The following is a 16,681-nucleotide window of genomic DNA, read 5'->3' as shown; positions in this document are numbered from 1 at the left end:
CGAGTGACACACCCGCCGAGTGTGCGCCGGGCGCCGCACAGCGCGCCGGAGCAGCCACCCGCGCCGGCGGCCGTACCCGTGCCGCCGCAGCACGGCGGCCGGGCGGTCGCGGTCGAGCGGCTGCGTGCCGCGGCGACCACCGAACCGGGCAGGCTCCGGATCATCGGGGCCGTACTGGCGCTCCTGGTCCTGGCGTTCGGGGCGGTGGCCGCGGTCGAGATCAACGACCGCGCGGCCTCGGCCAACGACGTGGTGGAGCGCAGCCAGCCCCTCAGCGCGGACGCGGCGGGCATCTACCGCTCGCTGGCGGACGCGGACGCGGCGGCGGCGAGCGGCTTCCTGGCCGGTCCGCGGGAGCCGCGCGCGGTGCACGACCAGTACGTGAAGGACATCGAGGAGGCGTCCCGGCTGCTGGTGAAGGCCGCGGCGCACACGGACACCTCCTCGGCGTCCGGCCGCGAGATCACCACGCTCAACGAGGGACTGCCGCGCTACACGGGTCTGATCGAGCGCGCCCGCGCCACCAACCGGCAGGGTCTGCCGCTGGGCGGCGCCTACCTGCGGTACGCGAACCAGCAGATGTCCGGCCAGCTGCTGCCGGCCGCCGAGCGGCTGTACGAGGCGGAGACCGGCCGGCTCGACCGGGACCAGCACTCCGCGCGGGCCTGGCCGTTCTTCTCGCTGGGCATCGGAATCGTCGCGCTGGCGGTGCTGTTCTGGGCGCAGCGGCGCAACTACCGCCGCACGAACCGGGTGTTCAACCACGGTCTGCTGGCCGCGACGGCCGCGGCGACGGTGCTGCTGCTGTGGCTGGCGGTGGGCCACACCGTGGCCCGCTCCGATCTGGCCCAGGCCGATTCGCACGGGCAGCGGTCCATGGACGTGCTGAACCGGGCGCGCATCGACTCGCTGAAGGCGCGCGCCGACGAGAACCTCACGGTGGTCGCCCGGGGCGCGGTGCTCACCGCCGACGGCAAGAGCGACAAGTACGAGACGGACTACAACGCGGGCATGAAGGCGCTCGGCGAGGAACTGGCCGAGGCGGCGAAGCTCGCCGAGGACACCGGTGACACCGAGGGCGGCAAGCCGGTGGCCGCGGCCGCCAAGGCGGTCACCGAGTGGCAGGGCCGCCACCGGACCGCCCGCAAGGCCGACGACAGCGGCGACTACGACACCGCCCTGGAGCAGATCATCGGGCAGAAGAACTCCACGGGCGAGTCCTTCACGAAGGTGGACGAGGCCCTGCGCACGGCGCTCGACCACGAACAGAGCGACTTCACCCGGGCCGCGGAGGACGGGCGCGGCGCCCTGGGCGGCCTGCCGGTCGGCGCGGCGGTCCTGGCCGTGCTGGGCGCGGTCGCGGCCATCGTCGGGGTCAACCGCAGGCTCTCGGAGTTCCGGTGACAGGGGAAGCGATGACAGCGAAGGACCCGAGGACGGGCCGCGGCCCGCTGCGCCGGCTGCGCGGCTGGGGCGGGGTGAGCGCCATGGCCGCCGCCTGTGCGGTGACGGCGTCGCTGACCCTGCTGCCGCTCTCCCACGACGGCGACGACGTGTTCGGCCCCCAGGCCACGGGGCCCGGCGCGCTGAACGCCCTTCAGACGCGGGCCGATTCCTGCAAGGACCCGCTGGCCAGCGTCCCGCCGTCCGAGGTGGACGGCGAGGCGGTCAGGCGGATCAAGGAGCGCGGCAAGCTCATCGCGGGCGTCGACCAGAACAGCTTCCAGTGGGGTTTCCGCGACCCGGAGACCGGGAAGCTGGAGGGCTTCGACATCGACCTGGTGCGGGCCATCGCCAAGGCCGTCCTCGGCGACGAGAACAAGGTGATCTTCCGGGCGATCCCGACCAACCAGCGCATCGAGGCGCTGGAGAACGACAAGGTCGACGTCGTCGTGCGGACGATGACGATCAACTGCGCCCGGCTGCGCGACGTCTCGTTCTCCACCCCCTACTTCCTGGCCGGTCAGCAGGTCCTCGCCGCCAAGGAGGACCACTCGATCACCGGCTACAACTCCACGCTGGCCGGCAAGCGGATCTGCACCGCCGAGGGCTCCACGGCGTATGACGAGCTGAAGAAGAAGTCGTACGGCGCCGTCTTCGAGGACGAGCACGACGGCACCCCGGCCGACGAGGACCAGCTGACCGTTCCCAACCAGCTGGACTGCCTGGTGCGGCTCCAGCTGGGCGAGGTGGACGCGATCGTCACGGACAACGCGCTGGCCGCCGGCCAGGCCGCCCAGGATCCGGCCGTGCAGCTCAAGGGCACCCCGTTCACCGAGGAGTACTACGGCGTGGCCACGAAGCTGGGCGCCGACGACCTGGTGGCCCGGGTCAACAAGGTGCTGCTCGACTACACCTCCGGCGGCGCGGACAGCCCCTGGATGACGTCGTACAAGAAGTGGCTGGCGAACGGCCTGCCGGGAATCGAAGGGCCGCCGAAACCGCAGTAGGCGGGACAGAGCCCGCGGGCCCGGCACGATCCAGAGACAAGGCCCTGGGCCGTCCGGCCGGCGGTGGCGGCACTGATCCTGCCGGGCCCCCCGCCCGGCAGGGAGAGCGAAGAGGTGATCGATGGGCGTCGCTGGTCCCTTCCCCGGCTACGCGGCCCGGCCCCCCGGTCCTGTCATGGACCGGGACGAGGCCGACCGCGCGCTGGCCCGGCTCGGCGCGGAGCACGAGGCGATCGAGACCTCTCTCCTGGCCCTCCAGGACCACGCCGGCCGCCGGCTCCTGGAGGGCGCCGAGCTGACCGGTGTCACCCGGGAGCGGTGGACCGTCACCGAGCAGTCGATCACGCTGCTGTGGAGCTACTTCGACGCGTACGCGGGTGTGCTGAACGAGGCGCGCGAGGTGCGGGCCAGGCGCCGCCACCCCAACCGGGAGGACCTGGCGACCCTGACCGAGCTGCTGCGCGGCCAGGGGGTCACGGTGGCGCACGCGGCGGCCGGGCACGACCCGTCGGTCAGCGGCCCGGCCCGGCTCTCCGAGCGGTTCACGCTGGAGGAGCTGGTCTCCCGGATGAACGGTCTGTACGCGCGCGCCCTCGACATGGTCGTCGCGTCCGACGCCGTGTGGTCGGCGATGCCCGCCCGCATAGATCTCCTCGCCGCCGAGCTGCGCCGTACCCACTCGCTGGCGCACTCGGTGGGCGTGCGGCCCGGGGAACACCCCGCGGGCGACGACCTGGAGTCGATCACCCAGGAGCTGACGACGCTGCGGGCGCAGGTGATCTCGGACCCGCTGGCGTTCTGGCTGCCGGGGCCCGGGAGCGCGGCGCCCGGCGGCGGGCGTCCGGACACCACGCGCTACGACCGGGCGGCGCGGGCGCTGGAGGAGGTGCGGCGCGAGGTCGAGGCGGTGCTCGCCGTCCGGCAGGACGCCGAACAGCGCCTCGTGCACCTGCGCGACGTGCTCTCCCGGGCCGACCGCACACTGGCCGAGGCCCGCACGGCGCGCGGCGAGGTGCTGGCCAAGATCGCCGCGTCCGAGGTGCCCGTGGTCAACGGCCCGCCGACCGTGCTCCAGGAGCGCCTGGCGGCCGCCTCGGAGTACCGCAGGCACGCCCGCTGGCACCGGCTCTCGCCGCTCCTGGAGACCCTGGAGCGGGAGGCCGAGGAGGAGTTGCTGCGGGCCCGGGAGCAGCTGACGGCGGTCACCGCGCCGCTGGCCGTCCGGGCGGAGCTGCGCGGCCGGCTCGACGCGTACAAGGCGAAGGTGGCCCGGCACGGCCTGGCGGAGGACCCGGTCCTCATCGAGCGCTACGACGCGGCGCGCCGGATGCTGTGGAGCGCCCCGTGCGACCTGCGGGTGGCCGCGCAGGCGGTGCAGCGCTATCAGGACGCGGCGCTGGACCAGCTGGGCGGCCGGGGCGGGTCCGGCCCGCAGGACCGGCGGGGGCACCCGTGAGACGGACCGGGCCCGGGGAGCGCGCAGCGGGCATGAGCAGGAGTGACGGACCGTCGAGGCCGCCGAGGCGGCGGGGCGAAGAGGGGGAACGAACATGAGTACGCAGTGCCAGCGCCCCGCGTGCGAGGGCAGTTACGAGGACATGGGCGGCGGTGAGCTGTACTGCGACACCTGCGGTCTGGCGCCCGTCGTCGCGCCGGCGGGGTCTCCCCCGTCCGGGCGAGGCCGAGAACCCGGGGACGGCTCGCTGAACTCGCCGGCCACGGGGATCACGGGCGGCGGGCGGGCGAGCAGCCGGAGCAGCGACAGCTCCTCCGCCCGCAGCAGTTCGCAGTCCTCGTCGCGGGCGTCGTCCCGGGCCTCGTCGCGTTCGTCGACCTCGCGGCGTTCGGTCTCGGGGCGGCTGTCGCGTTCGCTGTCCGGCCGGACCGGCTCGCACTCGGTCTCGGTGCGCTCGTCGGCCAAGTCGACCAACGCCTCGGGCCGCAACCGGCTGGGCGCGGGTCTGGTGCAGGTCCCGGACGTGCCGCGCCCCGATCCGCGTACCGCCGTGATGGAGAACCCGGAGGTGCCCGAGCGCAAACGGTTCTGTTCGCGTTCGGACTGCGGGGCTCCGGTGGGCCGGTCGCGGGGCGAGCGGACGGGCCGCACCGAGGGGTTCTGCACCAAGTGCGGCCACCCGTACTCCTTCGTGCCCAAGCTCCAGGGCGGCGATGTCGTCCACGGGCAGTACGAGGTGGCGGGCTGTCTGGCGCACGGCGGGCTCGGCTGGGTCTATCTCGCGGTGGACCGCGCGGTCTCCGACCGGTGGGTGGTCCTCAAGGGCCTGCTCGACACGGGCGACCAGGACGCCATGGCGGCGGCCATCTCGGAGCGCCGGTTCCTCGCCGAGATCGAGCACTCGAACATCGTGCGCATCTACAACTTCGTCGAGCACCTGGACCAGCGGACCGGTTCGCTGGACGGCTACATCGTCATGGAGTACGTCGGCGGCAAGTCGCTCAAGGAGATCGCCAACGAGCGCCGCACGCCGGCCGGGAAGCGGGACCCGCTGCCGGTCGAGCAGGCGTGCGCGTTCGGCATCGAGGCCCTGGAGGCGCTGGGCCACCTGCACAGCCGCAACCTGCTGTACTGCGACTTCAAGGTCGACAACGCGATCCAGACCGAGGACCAGCTGAAGCTCATCGACATGGGCGCGGTCCGCCGGATGGACGACGACGAGTCGGCGATCTACGGCACGGTCGGCTACCAGGCGCCGGAGGTCGCGGACCTGGGCCCGTCGGTCGCCTCCGACCTGTACACGGTGGCGCGCACGCTCGCGGTGCTCACCTTCGACTTCCAGGGGTACACGAACGTCTTCGTGGACTCGCTGCCGGACCCGGACAACATCGAGGTGTTCCGGACCTACGAGTCGTTCTACCGGCTCCTGGTGCGGGCCACCGACCCCGATCCGGCCCGCCGGTTCGCCTCGGCGGCGGAGATGGCCGAGCAGCTGACGGGTGTGCTGCGGGAGGTGGTGTCGCTCCAGACGGGGCGCCCGCGTCCGGCGCTGTCGACGCTGTTCGGCGCGGAGCTGCGGGTCACCGACACGGAGCTGTTCGCCGCCCCGACGGGCGAGGTGTCGCGGCTGGGTGTCCGCAGGGTCGAGCCCGGCGGCTCCGGGTTCCTGGGGCGCCGGCGGGGCGGGGCGGCGAGATCGGCACTGCCGCCCGCCGCGGTGACCCCGCCCGGGGGTGTTCCGGGGGCGCTGCCCGCCGGGCCGCCGCCCGCCTCCGCGACGGGCGCCGCCCCGGTGCCCTCCGTCGCCACCCATGTCCGTGCCCCCGGCGGGCCCGGCACCGGCTCCGGCCCCCTGCCGCACGCGCCGGCCACGGTGAGCGTGCCCGCCCCCCGCAGTCCGGTGCCCGCGCCGGCCGCCCCGCAGACGCCGCCCGGTGCTTCGGCGCCCCGGCTGGCCGGGCTGGACGTGCGCGGGACCTCGCTGGCGCTGCCGGTGCCCCGGGTCGACGCGAACGACCCCAACGCGGGTTTCCTGGCCGGGGTGATGGCGTCGGCGCCCGCCGAGCTGATCGCCGCGTTGCAGGCGGTTCCGGCGGCGTCGCTGGAGACCCGGCTGCGTGAGCTGCGGGCGTATCTGGAGATGGGCGACCTCGACGCGGCCGGGAAGACCCTGACGGAGCTGGAGAGCCGGCACCCGGACGACTGGCGGGTGGTCTGGTACCGGGGCCTCACCTCCCTGGTGACCGGCGACAGGGAGAACGCGGCGCTGGCGTTCGACGCGGTGTACGACGCGTTTCCCGGGGAGCCGGCGCCGAAGCTGGCCCTCGGTATCTGCGCGGAGGTGCTGGGTCAGCTGGACAACGCCGCCGAGTACTACCGGCTGGTGTGGCTGACCGATCCGAGCTTCGTGAGCGCCGCGTTCGGCCTGGCCCGGGTGCAGCTCGCCGCCGGGGACCGGAACGCCGCCGTCCGGTCGCTGGAGTCGGTGCCCGAGGCGTCGATCCACTTCACGGCGGCCCGGGTCGCCTCGGTCCGGGCGCGGCTGCGCGAACGGGCCCCGGGCGAACCGCTGATGACGGACCTGACGGCCGCTTCGGCGCAGGTGTCGGGGCTCGCCGGTCTCGGGCTCGACGCGGTGCGGCGGGAGCAGTTGTCGACCGAGGTGCTGGGCACCGCGCTCGACTGGGTACTCTCCGGTAGCCCTTCGGGCCCGCAGCAGTCCGTGCACGGCGGGCCGCAGGGCCCGGGGACGCTGCTCGGCAGCGAGCTGGACGAGCGCGGGCTGCGTTTCGGTCTTGAGCGCGCGTACCGGATGCTCGCCCGGCTCGCGGAGCCCGGCGCCGAGAGGATCGAACTGGTGGAGCGGGCCAACCGCTTCCGCCCCCGAACGTGGGTGTGAACATGTCGCAGAACCGCCAGGAGTCGGCGTTGCCGAGGTGCCCCGGCTGCGAGGAGCCGTTGGAGCAGGGCGACCTGTTCTGCGGTGCGTGCGGGTACGACCTGTCCGCCGTGCCGGAGCCGCCGCCGGACCGCCCGACGGTCGCCATCGTCACGCCGGACGCGGGTGCGGGCGCGCCGCCGTCCGGTGCGCCCGGCGCGGGTGCGCCGCGCGCTGCCGCGCCTTCCGGGGCGCGCCTCGACGGCCCGGCCCGCTCCGGGGACTTCGAGCTGGCCGCCCCGGGGGCGGCCGCGCCCGACCCCCGGCTGTCCCCGAAGCCGGCGCAGGCCGTCGCGGCGGCCCCCTCGGCCGGGGCCAAGCTGTGCGTGGCCTGCCGGGCCGGCCGGGTCGACGGCGACGGCTACTGCGAGAACTGCGGCCACGCGCAGCCGCGCGAGCGCGACCACATGGAGCAGGAGCTCGGTTCGGTCGCCGCGGTCAGTGACCGGGGGCTGCGCCACCACCGCAACGAGGACTCGTTCGCGGTGTCCACGACCGCCCTGCCGGACGGCTCGGCGGCCGTGGTGGCGATCGTGTGCGACGGGGTGTCGTCGGCCAGCCGGCCCGACGAGGCCTCGGCCGCGGCGGCGAGCACGGCCAACGAGTCCCTGCTGGAGGCGCTGCCGCGCGGCACGCATCCGCAGCAGGCGATGCACGAGGCGATCGTGGCGGCCTCGGAGTCGGTCAACCGGCTGGCCCAGGAGCCGGACCGGGAGCGCGAACCGCACCGCCATCAGAACGCCCCGGCGTGCACGCTGGTCGGCGCGGTGATGGCGAGCGGTCTGCTGGTCGTCGGCTGGGTCGGCGACAGCCGCGTGTACTGGGTGCCCGAGGACCGCTCCACGGCGCCCGCCCGGCTGACCGAGGACGACTCCTGGGCCGCGCAGATGGTCGCGACGGGCCTGATGAACGAGGCGGAGGCGTACGCGGACGAGCGTGCCCACGCCATCACGGGCTGGCTCGGCGCCGACGCCTACGAACTGGAGCCGCACACGGTCTCGTTCAAACCGGACCGGCCCGGCCTCGTGGTGGTCTGCACGGACGGCCTGTGGAACTACGCGGAGTCCGCGGCCGAGATGGCCGCCGCGGTCCCCGAGGACGCGTACGAACGACCGCTGCACGGCGCGCGGGTGCTGGTGGGTCACGCCCTCGACGGCGGGGGCCACGACAACGTAACAGTGGCCCTGCTGCCGTTCGCCGTGTCACCGCAGGGGGCAGGCTCCGCCTGAACCGGGCGGTTCACCCTGCCCACCTTTGATGCCTTTGTCCGTACATCTGTCTTCATCTGACACGTGGAGCCTCAAGGAGCCGATCAGATGGCCAACTTCTCCAAGTCGAACGTGCCGCAGTTCTCCGTCGAGGTGTATCAGAACGAATTCCTGCCCGAGGGCGGCCGTGAGGTCAACGGCATCATCACGGTCACCTCGACCGGGGGCGGCACCACCGGGGGCGTACCCCTGGCGGGCGCGTCCGGGCCGGGGCGGGCCACCGGCGCCGCCGTGGTGATCATGGTGGACTGTTCGGGTTCGATGGACTACCCGCCGACGAAGATGCGCAACGCCCGCGACGCGACGGCGGCGGCGATCGACACCCTGCGCGACGGCACCTCGTTCGCCGTGGTCGACGGCACGCACGTGGCCAGGGAGGTCTACCCGGGCAACGGCCGGCTCGCCGTCGCCGACGCCCGGACCCGGGCCCAGGCCAAGGAGGCCCTGCGCCGGCTGAGCGCGGGCGGCGGTACGGCGATCGGGACCTGGCTGCGGCTGGCGGACCGGCTGCTCGGCTCCGCCGACGTGGACATCCGGCACGGCATCCTGCTGACGGACGGGCGCAACGAGCACGAGTCGCCCGAGGACCTGCGCGCGGCGCTGGACGCCTGCGCGGGGCGGTTCACCTGTGACGCCCGCGGGGTCGGCACCGACTGGGAAGTGAAAGAAGTCACAGCCATCGCCTCGGCGCTGCTCGGCACGGCCGACATCGTCGCCGACCCGGCGGGGCTCGCGGCGGACTTCACGCAGATGATGGAGAACGCCATGGGCAAGGAGGTCGCGGACGTCGCGCTGCGCCTGTGGACCCCGGTCGGCGTGGAGATCCAGTACGTGAAGCAGGTCGCGCCGACGGTCGCCGACCTGACCGACCGCCGCACCGAGGCGGGCCCCAGGGCCGGGGACTACCCCACGGGTTCCTGGGGCGACGAGTCCCGCGACTACCACGTCTGCGTCCGGGTCCCGGAGGCCGGAATCGGTCAGGAGATGCTCGCGGCCCGGGTCTCCCTGATCCTTCCCGACCCGGCCGGCGGGGCGCCGCAGACGCTTTCGCAGGGTCTGGTGCGGGCGGTGTGGACGGACGACATGGTGGCGTCCACCTCGATCAATCCGCAGGTGGCGCACTACACGGGTCAGGCCGAACTGGCACAAGTCATCCAGCAGGGTCTTGATGCCCGCAAGTCGGGAGACTTCGACGGCGCCACGGCCAAACTGGGTCGTGCGGTGCAGCTGGCATCCGCGTCCGGGAACGAGGACACTGCGAAACTGCTTTCGAAGGTGGTAGACGTCGTCGACGCGGCGACGGGTACTGTGCGACTGAAGGCGAAGGTCGCGGAAGCGGACGAGATGACCCTCGAAACCCGCTCCACGAAGACGGTACGCGTCAAGAAATAGCCACATATCCACACCGATCAGCAGCCCGCCGGTTCAGGTCCGCCGGGCCGCGGAGCAAGACGAATAACGGCCTGTGGGCCGGACAAGGAGAGGGGGAAGCGCCGACATGCCGACCTGCCCGAACGGACACCAGTCGGGTTCCGAGGACTGGTGCGAGGTCTGCGGCCACCGCATGACCGGGCCGGGCGCGCCCGCGGGTGCGGTTCCCCCGCCGCCTCCTCCGCCGCCCGCGCGGGGTTACGGATATCCGCAGCCCCACGACCCGAACGCGACGGCCCAGGCCGAGCTGTGCCCGCAGTGCCGCACGCCGAGGGAGGCGATGGCGCCGTTCTGCGAGGAGTGCCGCTGGAACTTCCTCACGAGCACCGCGACCTCGTACACACCGCTGGCCCCGCAGCACGGCGGCCCCGGCCCCGGTCCCGGGCACAATCCGCCGCCGGGCTTCCCCTCCCAGCAGCAGCAACCGCCGCAGCAGCAGCAGCGCGACCCGTTCGACTACCAGGGCTCGCGGCCCTCGCAGATGAACCGCTCGGCCGAGCCGCTGTCCGCGGGGCCCGGCCAGTCCGGCCCTCCCGGACCGTTCGGGCAGGGCCCGCAGGGCACCCCGCCGCCGTACCAGCAGGGACCGCCCGGCCAGCCCGGACAGCAGGGCCGGCAGGGTCCGCCGCCTCCGCCCCCGTACCAGCAGGGACCTCAGGGCGGCCAGCAGGGCGGACCCCCGCCGTCGCCGTTCCAGCAGCAGGGCCAGCAGCAGGCGCCGCACGCCTTCCAGCAGACGGCTCCCCCGCAGGCCCCGTCGCGCTCCGACGGGGACGACTGGCTGCTCTCCCCACCGTCCCAGACCGCCCAGGGCCCGCAGACGCCGATGCAGCAGCCGCCCTTCCCGGGCCAGCAGCACGGCCCGGGGCAGCAGCACGGACCCGGCCAGGGACAGGGACAGGGACAGGGACAGGGACAGGCTCCGCTGTCCAACAACTGGACGGCGTTCATCGCCCCGGACCGTGACTACTTCCTGGCGATGATGCAGCGCAGCGGCCCCGAGGCCACCGGGCTCAACCTGCCCGCGTACTCCCCGGAGCAGCAGCTCGCGCTCACCGGCAGCCAGATCACGATCGGCCGCCGCCGGCACAGCACGGGCGAGTCCCCGGACATCGACCTGTCGGTGCCGCCGGAGGACCCGGGCGTCTCCCACCAGCACGCCGTGCTCGTCCAGCAGCCCGACAGCAGCTGGGCCGTGGTCGACCAGAACTCCACCAACGGCACCACGGTCAACGGCGCCGAGGATCCGATCCAGCCCTACGTCCCCGTTCCGCTCCAGGACGGCGACCGGGTGCACGTCGGGGCGTGGACGACGATCACGATCCGCCGGGACTGACGCCGCCAGACACAGAGCGGCCGGTGAGAGGCTTTGCGTCTCTCACCGGCCGCTTTGCCTTGCGGATAGTTCGCGCCACGAATGTCCGCCCCGGGCGGGGCCGTACCGTCACCACCTGCCGTATTCTGGGCGAATGCGAAAGGCCGAAGGCGAACAGATGGGGATCGCCACCGCATTGGTGCGCTCCGCATTTCTGGTGAACGCCGTGTACGCCGATTCCGGCCGCGAGCACGGCATCACCGCCCAGCAGGGCCAGCTGCTCTGCGTCCTGATGCTCAAGCCGTACGGCATGCGCGAGCTGGGCACCGTGCTGGGTCTGGCCAAGTCCAGCCTCACCGGACTGGTGGACCGGAGCGTGCAGCGCGGCCTGGTGTGCCGCGAGGCAGATCCGGAGGACGGGCGTGCCGTGCGGGTGGCGCTGACCGGGGCGGGAAGCGAGCTGGCCGAGGTGTTCCACGAGGAGACCAGCCGACGGGTGGAAGCACTGGCGGACGGCGTCGACGCCCCCGACCGCGAACTGCTGGCCGCCCTCCTCGGCCGCCTGGTGCTGGACAACAAGGTGCCGGTGGTCTTCCGCGGCCCCTGCGAGAACGCGCCCACGGCCACCCCCGGCTGTTAGGCCGTGCCCTCGTCGCGGGTGATTCCGAAGAGTTCGGCGAAGCGGCCGGTGAACAGGTCCTTTCCCTTGTACGCGCTGACCTGCGCGGCCGGCAGCACGGCCGGGCCGTCCGGGGTGGGCACCTGCCCCACCCCGCCGCCGGGGCCGAGCGGCAGCAGCGCCGAGGGCGGCGACGGCCGGTAGGTGCCCGCCGGAACCTCGCCGCGCACCTGGGCCAGGACGTTGCCCGCCACCACCTCGGCGTGCTTCATGGCGTACCCGGCCATCTTGGCCTCGGCCAGGCCGGTGAGGTCGCCGAGGGCGTAGATGTGGTCGTGCCCCACGACGTTGAGGCGTTCGGTGACCGGGACGCGGCCCTGCGCGTCGCGGTCGGCGACCCGGCCGTCGGCGAGGTAGCCGCCGTTGGAGCGCACGCCGTAGCAGCGGAACCAGAGGTCGGCCTCGATCGCGTCGCCGCCCGTCGTGGTCACCGTGAACGGCTTCAGGCGCCCCGGCTCGGCCGGCGGTTCCCCGGCGAGCGCGGTACCGAGCCGCAGCTCGACGCCGATCCCGGCCAGCTGGCGCAGCAGTTCCTCGCGGAACTCCGGCAGGAAGCCCGGCATCAGCTCATCGGCCGGGTCGGTGACGATCACGTGCTTGTCGGGCCAGACCGCCTTGATCTCGCCGGAGAGTTCGAGGCCGACCGGTCCGGCGCCGGCGATCAGCACCCGCCCGGCGGCGGCGAGTTCCGCGTGGGCTTCGCGTATCCGGGCCAGCGCGTCGCCGGAGAGGTCGGTGTCCGTCTTGGCCGGGAACGGGTAGTCGGAGCCGGACGCGAGCACCAGGTAGTCGGCGGCGATCCGCTCGCCGGAGGCCAGGGTGACGCCGCCCGGGTCGACGGCGACGGCCCGTTCGCGGCGGAAGGTGCCGCGCTTCAGGAGGGTGTCGTACGGGAAGAAGATGTTCTCCGCCCAGTCGGGCCTGACCAGGGCCCGAAGTGATCCCGCCGCGTGGACGAACGCGTCCTTGGGGTCGATGAGCACCACATCGGTTTCCTCGTCGAGCGCTTTGGCGACCGCCGATCCGCCGTATCCCCCACCGATGACCACAACCGTGCGACGGGCCGTTCCGTTTTCCATGCCGATCCCCATCCCTGAATGAGCACGCACACATACGCGCATCATGTAGTTCGTCACACGAACATAATGGTTCGTGTCACGAACTGTAAAGCGCTCATACCGCTGCCCCGGCGGAATCACCCGGGGCCCCTCCTCGCGGACGGCGCGTCTGCGACCATGGACGGGTGACTGAGAATCCGCGCGACACGGTGCAGGAGCTGACCTTCTACGAGCAGGTCGGCGGCGAGGAGACCTTCAGGCGCCTGGTCCACCGCTTCTACCAGGGCGTCGCCGACGACCCGCTGCTGCGGCCGATGTATCCGGAGGAGGATCTCGGGCCCGCCGAGGAGCGGTTCGCGCTCTTCCTCATGCAGTACTGGGGCGGCCCGCGCACCTACAGCGACCGGCGCGGGCACCCCCGGCTGCGGATGCGGCACGCGCCGTTCCGGGTGGACCGCGCGGCGCACGACGCCTGGCTGGGCCACATGCGCGTGGCCCTGGACGAACTGGGCCTGGCACCCGAGCACGAGCGGCAGCTGTGGGACTACCTCACCTATGCGGCCGCCTCGATGGTGAACACGGACGGCTGACAAGCGGTCACAGGGCGAACATGTACGTGCGGAATCCGGTGCTCCGCGGCCGGATACCGGTCACAATCCCATCAAGTTGTACCCGTAAGCGGTTTCCACACGCAGCGGCCGTCTGACAGCATCCAGGCAGCGCAGGGGGCGGGCGTTGCGTGAGTGGTGACTAGGGGGCCAGGTGTGACGGGGTTCGTCTTTCTGCGGGTGAGGGCGCACCGGCTCCTTCTCGCCGCGGCCGTGCTGGCCGTGCTCCTGACCACCTCGGTACTGGCCGCGCTCACCGCGTTCTCCGGTTCCATCGGGGACGCCGCGCTGCGCCACACCCTCACCCACCGCTCGGCCGTCCCCGCCGCGCTCCTGGTCTCCGCGCAACTGGAGCCCGGCGAGCGGGAGTCCGCCGACGCCGCGGCACGCGAGGCCGCCCGGGAGACCTTCGACGGCCTGCCGGTGACCGTACGGAAGCTGGAGGCCTCCGGTCCGTACGCGCTGCCGCGTGGCCTCCAGGCCCCGGCCGCCCGGCGCGGTGACCCGGACCTCACCCACTTCGCCTCGCTGGACCGCAGCCGCGTCCGCCTCACCGCCGGCCGCATGCCCGTCGCCGGGGCGGGGAAGAGCGGCGGCCCCGTCGAGGTCGCCCTCCCCTCGACCGCAGCCGACGCCCTGTCGCTGAAGCCCGGGGCGCGGCTGAAGGTCACCGACCGGCTGGGCGGCAAGCCGGTGCGCGTCGTGATCACCGGGCTCTACAAGGCCGCCGACCAGGCCGACCCGTACTGGCAGTTGGACGCGCTCGGCGGTCGCGGCGTCCGCAAGGTCGTCTTCACGACCTACGGCCCGCTGCTCACCGACCCGGCCGTGCTCGGCTCGGGGCGGATCAGCTCGGGCGAGGTGTCCTGGCTGGCCTCCGCCGACTTCCGGACCGTCACCACCGGCCGTATGGAGGCCCTGCACGACGCGGCGACCACAGGCCCGAAGAAGCTGCTGGCCCTGCCCGGGTTCAAGGACGGGGCGAGCGCGCAGACGTCCCTGCCCACCGTGCTCGACCAGGTCGACCGCGCGCTGTTGGTCTCCCGCTCGACGCTGACGATCGTGGCCGTGCAGCTGGTCCTGCTCGCCGGGTACGCCCTGCTGCTCGTGGCCCGGCTGCTCAGCAGCGAACGCGCCGGGGAGACCGAACTGCTGCGGGCACGCGGCGGATCGCGTGCCCGGATCACCTCGCTCGCGGCCGTCGAGGCGCTGCTGCTCGCGCTGCCCGCCGCCGTCGTCGCGCCGCTGCTCGCCGGCCCGCTGACCCGGCTCCTCGCCGACCGAGGCGAACTCTCCCGGATCGGTCTGCGCCTGGACACCGGGGCCACGGGGCAGGTGTGGCTGATCGCCGCCGTCACCGCGCTGGCCTGCGCGCTCGCCGTGGTGGCACCCGCGCTGGCCGCCAGCTCCGGGGGCAGGCGCTCGACGCGTTCGGCCGCGCTGCCCGCACCGGTCCGGGCGGGCGCGGACCTGGCGCTGCTGCTGATCGCGGCCGTCGCTTACTGGCAGCTGGACCGGCAGACCAAGGGCTCGGGCAGCGGCGCGCTCAGCGGCGACCGCTCGGGCGGGCTCGGAATCGACCCGCTGCTCGTGGCCGCGCCCGCGCTGGCCCTGCTCGCCGGGACCGTGCTGACCCTGCGGCTGCTGCCGCCCGCCGCACGCCTCGCGGAGCGCCGGGCGGCGGGCGGCCGGGGGCTCGCGACCGCCCTGGCCGGCTGGCAGTTCAGCCGCCGGCCCCTGCGGGGTGCCGGGCCGGTCCTGCTGCTGGTCCTCTCGGTGGCGATGGGCATGCTGGCGATCGGGCAGAGCGCCTCGTGGAACCGTTCGCAGAGCGACCAGGCCGACTTCAGGTCCGGCGCCTCGGTGCGCATGACCGGCGGCGTCAGCGCGGACCCGGCCAAGTCCGGTGCGTACGAGGGGCTGCCGGGCGTACGCGAGGTGGCGCCCGCCTTCCGGACGACGGTGGACCTCTCCGACGAGCGCACCGCCGACATCCTCGCGCTGGACACCGCGCACGCCGACGAGCGGATGCTGATGCGCGACGACCTCGCCGGCGGCTCCAGCGCCCGGCTGTTCGACTCGCTGGCTCCGGAGAAGACCGCGCGCACCGGGCTGCCGCTGCCCGACGGCAGCACCCGGCTCCGCTTCGACCTGGCGATCTCCGTACCGGCCGCCGCCCACCAGACCTCGCCCTCCGGCATGGCCCCGCAGCTCACCGTGTTGCTGGAGGACCGCTACGGCCTCCCGTACCAGGTGGCCGCCGGGGCCGTGCCGGCCGACGGGAAGGTCCGCCCGTTCGAGATCAAGGTGGCCGCCGCCGGCGGGCTGGCCGTCACCGGCTTCGAGCTGGACGACAAGCAGCCCGTCGCTCACGGCGAGTCGCACCGGCTCGCCGTCACCCAGCTGCGCACGGTCAGCGAGGACGGCGCCGAACGGCCGGTCCCGCTGCCTTCCGGTTTCCGCTGGCAGGCCGCCGTGAGCGCCGACTCGTTCGGCGACGTGCAGCCCGGCGCGGCCGCCTTCCCCACCGCGTCGGCCGCCACCCCGCTGGGCGTCGACTACCTCACCGGCTCGGTCACCGACGAGGACGCGGTGTACTCGGTGCCCGCCCTCAACGTGCGGATCACCGCGGAGCGGCCCAAGGCCCCGGCCATGATCCAGGCGGTCGCCACGGACGCCTATCTCAAGGCCACCGGGGCGACGACCGGGCAGGCCGTCGACGTCACGCTGGCCGGCGAACGGGTCCGGGTGAAGATCGCGCGGACCGTGCACCGGCTGCCGACGACCGGCCCCGGCGGCTCCGCCGAGGCGACCACGGAGTACCGGCGGGCCAGGGACGGCGGGGCGCTGCTGCTCGACCTCAGGTCCCTGGGCCAGGTCTTCGCCCAGCGGCCGAGCGCCCGGCTCACCGCCACCGAGTGGTGGCTGAGCACCGCCCCCGGCCGCACCGCCGAAGCAGCCGCCGCGCTGCGCGCCCTGCCCGACACCGACCCCGCGCAGGTGCTGGTCCGCGACGAGGTCGCCGACGAACTGGTCAGCGATCCGCTGGGGGCGGGCCCGCAGTCGGCGCTGCTCGCGGTGGCGGTCGTCGCGGCGGCCCTGGCCGCGGTCGGCTTCGCGGTGGCGGCGACCGGCTCGCAGCGGGAGCGTTCCGCCGAGTTCGCCGTGCTGCGCGCGCTGGGCACCCCGCGCCGCCAGCTGGCGCGGATGACCGCGGCCGAGCAGGGCGTGCTGATCGCCATCGCCCTGCTGGTCGGTGGCGCGCTGGGGGCGCTGCTCACCCGGGCGGTGGTGCCGCTGATCGTGCTGACCGGACAGGCGGCCCAGCCGGTGCCGTCGGTGCTGGTGCGGCTGCCGGCCGGACAGGTCGCGCTGCTGCTGGCCGGGGTCGCGGCCCTGCCGCTGCTCATCGTCGCGGCCCTCGCCCTGCGCCGCGCCGACCCCGCGATTTCGCTGCGCCACCAGGGGGACCACTGAC

Annotated in this window: 12 protein-coding genes; 10 read left to right on the top strand and 2 right to left on the bottom strand. The window is 73.9% G+C overall.

Annotation, left to right across the window (positions count from 1 at the left end):
* Nucleotides 1-3: 3 nt before the first annotated feature.
* From B082_RS0115885 to B082_RS0115875, 3 genes are all read left to right on the top strand, one after another.
* Entirely contained in the window at nt 4-1,404 is a 1,401-nt protein-coding gene (locus B082_RS0115885; protein WP_420707683.1) for a hypothetical protein, read from the top strand.
* A gap of 11 nt (nt 1,405-1,415) precedes the next feature.
* The gene (locus B082_RS0115880) at nt 1,416-2,450 is read left to right on the top strand and encodes a glutamate ABC transporter substrate-binding protein (protein WP_018552798.1); all 1,035 of its coding nucleotides are present in this window, start codon (nt 1,416-1,418) and stop codon (nt 2,448-2,450) included.
* Nucleotides 2,451-2,571: 121 nt separating this feature from the next.
* Entirely contained in the window at nt 2,572-3,906 is a 1,335-nt protein-coding gene (locus B082_RS0115875) for a hypothetical protein (protein WP_018552797.1), read from the top strand.
* A gap of 132 nt (nt 3,907-4,038) precedes the next feature.
* On the opposite strand, the gene B082_RS40510 is transcribed toward B082_RS0115875, so the two are convergent.
* Nucleotides 4,039-4,371 (bottom strand): hypothetical protein, encoded by a 333-nt coding sequence (locus B082_RS40510; protein ID WP_018552796.1) that lies wholly within the window; start codon nt 4,369-4,371, stop codon nt 4,039-4,041.
* Between B082_RS40510 and B082_RS0115870 the strand changes: the two genes are divergently transcribed.
* The 5 genes from B082_RS0115870 to B082_RS0115850 all read left to right on the top strand — a co-directional run bounded on the left by B082_RS0115870 (nt 4,355) and on the right by B082_RS0115850 (nt 11,498).
* The gene (locus B082_RS0115870; RefSeq protein ID WP_018552795.1) at nt 4,355-6,805 is read left to right on the top strand and encodes a tetratricopeptide repeat protein; all 2,451 of its coding nucleotides are present in this window, start codon (nt 4,355-4,357) and stop codon (nt 6,803-6,805) included. The genes B082_RS40510 and B082_RS0115870 overlap by 17 nt on opposite strands.
* A complete protein-coding gene (locus B082_RS0115865; protein ID WP_026249846.1) occupies nt 6,802-8,073 on the top strand; it encodes a PP2C family protein-serine/threonine phosphatase in 1,272 nt (423 codons plus the stop codon). Before B082_RS0115870 ends, B082_RS0115865 begins: the two co-directional genes overlap by 4 nt.
* Before the next feature lie 87 nt (nt 8,074-8,160).
* Complete coding sequence (locus B082_RS0115860; protein WP_018552793.1) at nt 8,161-9,504, top strand: vWA domain-containing protein; 1,344 nt, start codon at nt 8,161-8,163, stop codon at nt 9,502-9,504.
* Nucleotides 9,505-9,610: 106 nt separating this feature from the next.
* Nucleotides 9,611-10,879, top strand: a complete 1,269-nt coding sequence (locus tag B082_RS0115855) for an FHA domain-containing protein (RefSeq protein ID WP_026249845.1) — start codon at nt 9,611-9,613, stop codon at nt 10,877-10,879.
* 157 nt (nt 10,880-11,036) lie between these two features.
* Nucleotides 11,037-11,498 carry a MarR family winged helix-turn-helix transcriptional regulator gene (locus B082_RS0115850; protein ID WP_018552791.1) on the top strand — a complete coding sequence of 154 codons (462 nt, stop codon included), beginning with the start codon at nt 11,037-11,039 and terminating at the stop codon, nt 11,496-11,498.
* Here the strand turns inward: B082_RS0115850 and B082_RS0115845 are convergent.
* The gene (locus B082_RS0115845) at nt 11,495-12,616 is read right to left on the bottom strand and encodes an NAD(P)/FAD-dependent oxidoreductase (protein WP_026249844.1); all 1,122 of its coding nucleotides are present in this window, start codon (nt 12,614-12,616) and stop codon (nt 11,495-11,497) included. The genes B082_RS0115850 and B082_RS0115845 overlap by 4 nt on opposite strands.
* Before the next feature lie 164 nt (nt 12,617-12,780).
* On the opposite strand from B082_RS0115845, the gene B082_RS0115840 reads away from it, so the two are divergent.
* The gene (locus tag B082_RS0115840; RefSeq protein WP_026249843.1) at nt 12,781-13,185 is read left to right on the top strand and encodes a globin; all 405 of its coding nucleotides are present in this window, start codon (nt 12,781-12,783) and stop codon (nt 13,183-13,185) included.
* Nucleotides 13,186-13,359: 174 nt separating this feature from the next.
* Nucleotides 13,360-16,680, top strand: coding sequence for an FtsX-like permease family protein (locus B082_RS0115835; protein ID WP_018552788.1), 3,321 nt, complete (start codon nt 13,360-13,362; stop codon nt 16,678-16,680).
* Nucleotide 16,681 lies beyond the last annotated feature (1 nt).

Source organism: Streptomyces sp. ATexAB-D23, assembly GCF_000373645.1.
Classification (GTDB): domain Bacteria; phylum Actinomycetota; class Actinomycetes; order Streptomycetales; family Streptomycetaceae; genus Streptomyces; species Streptomyces castrisilvae.
Note: the sequence above shows the minus strand (reverse complement) of the source record. Positions and strands in the feature narration are given on the sequence as shown.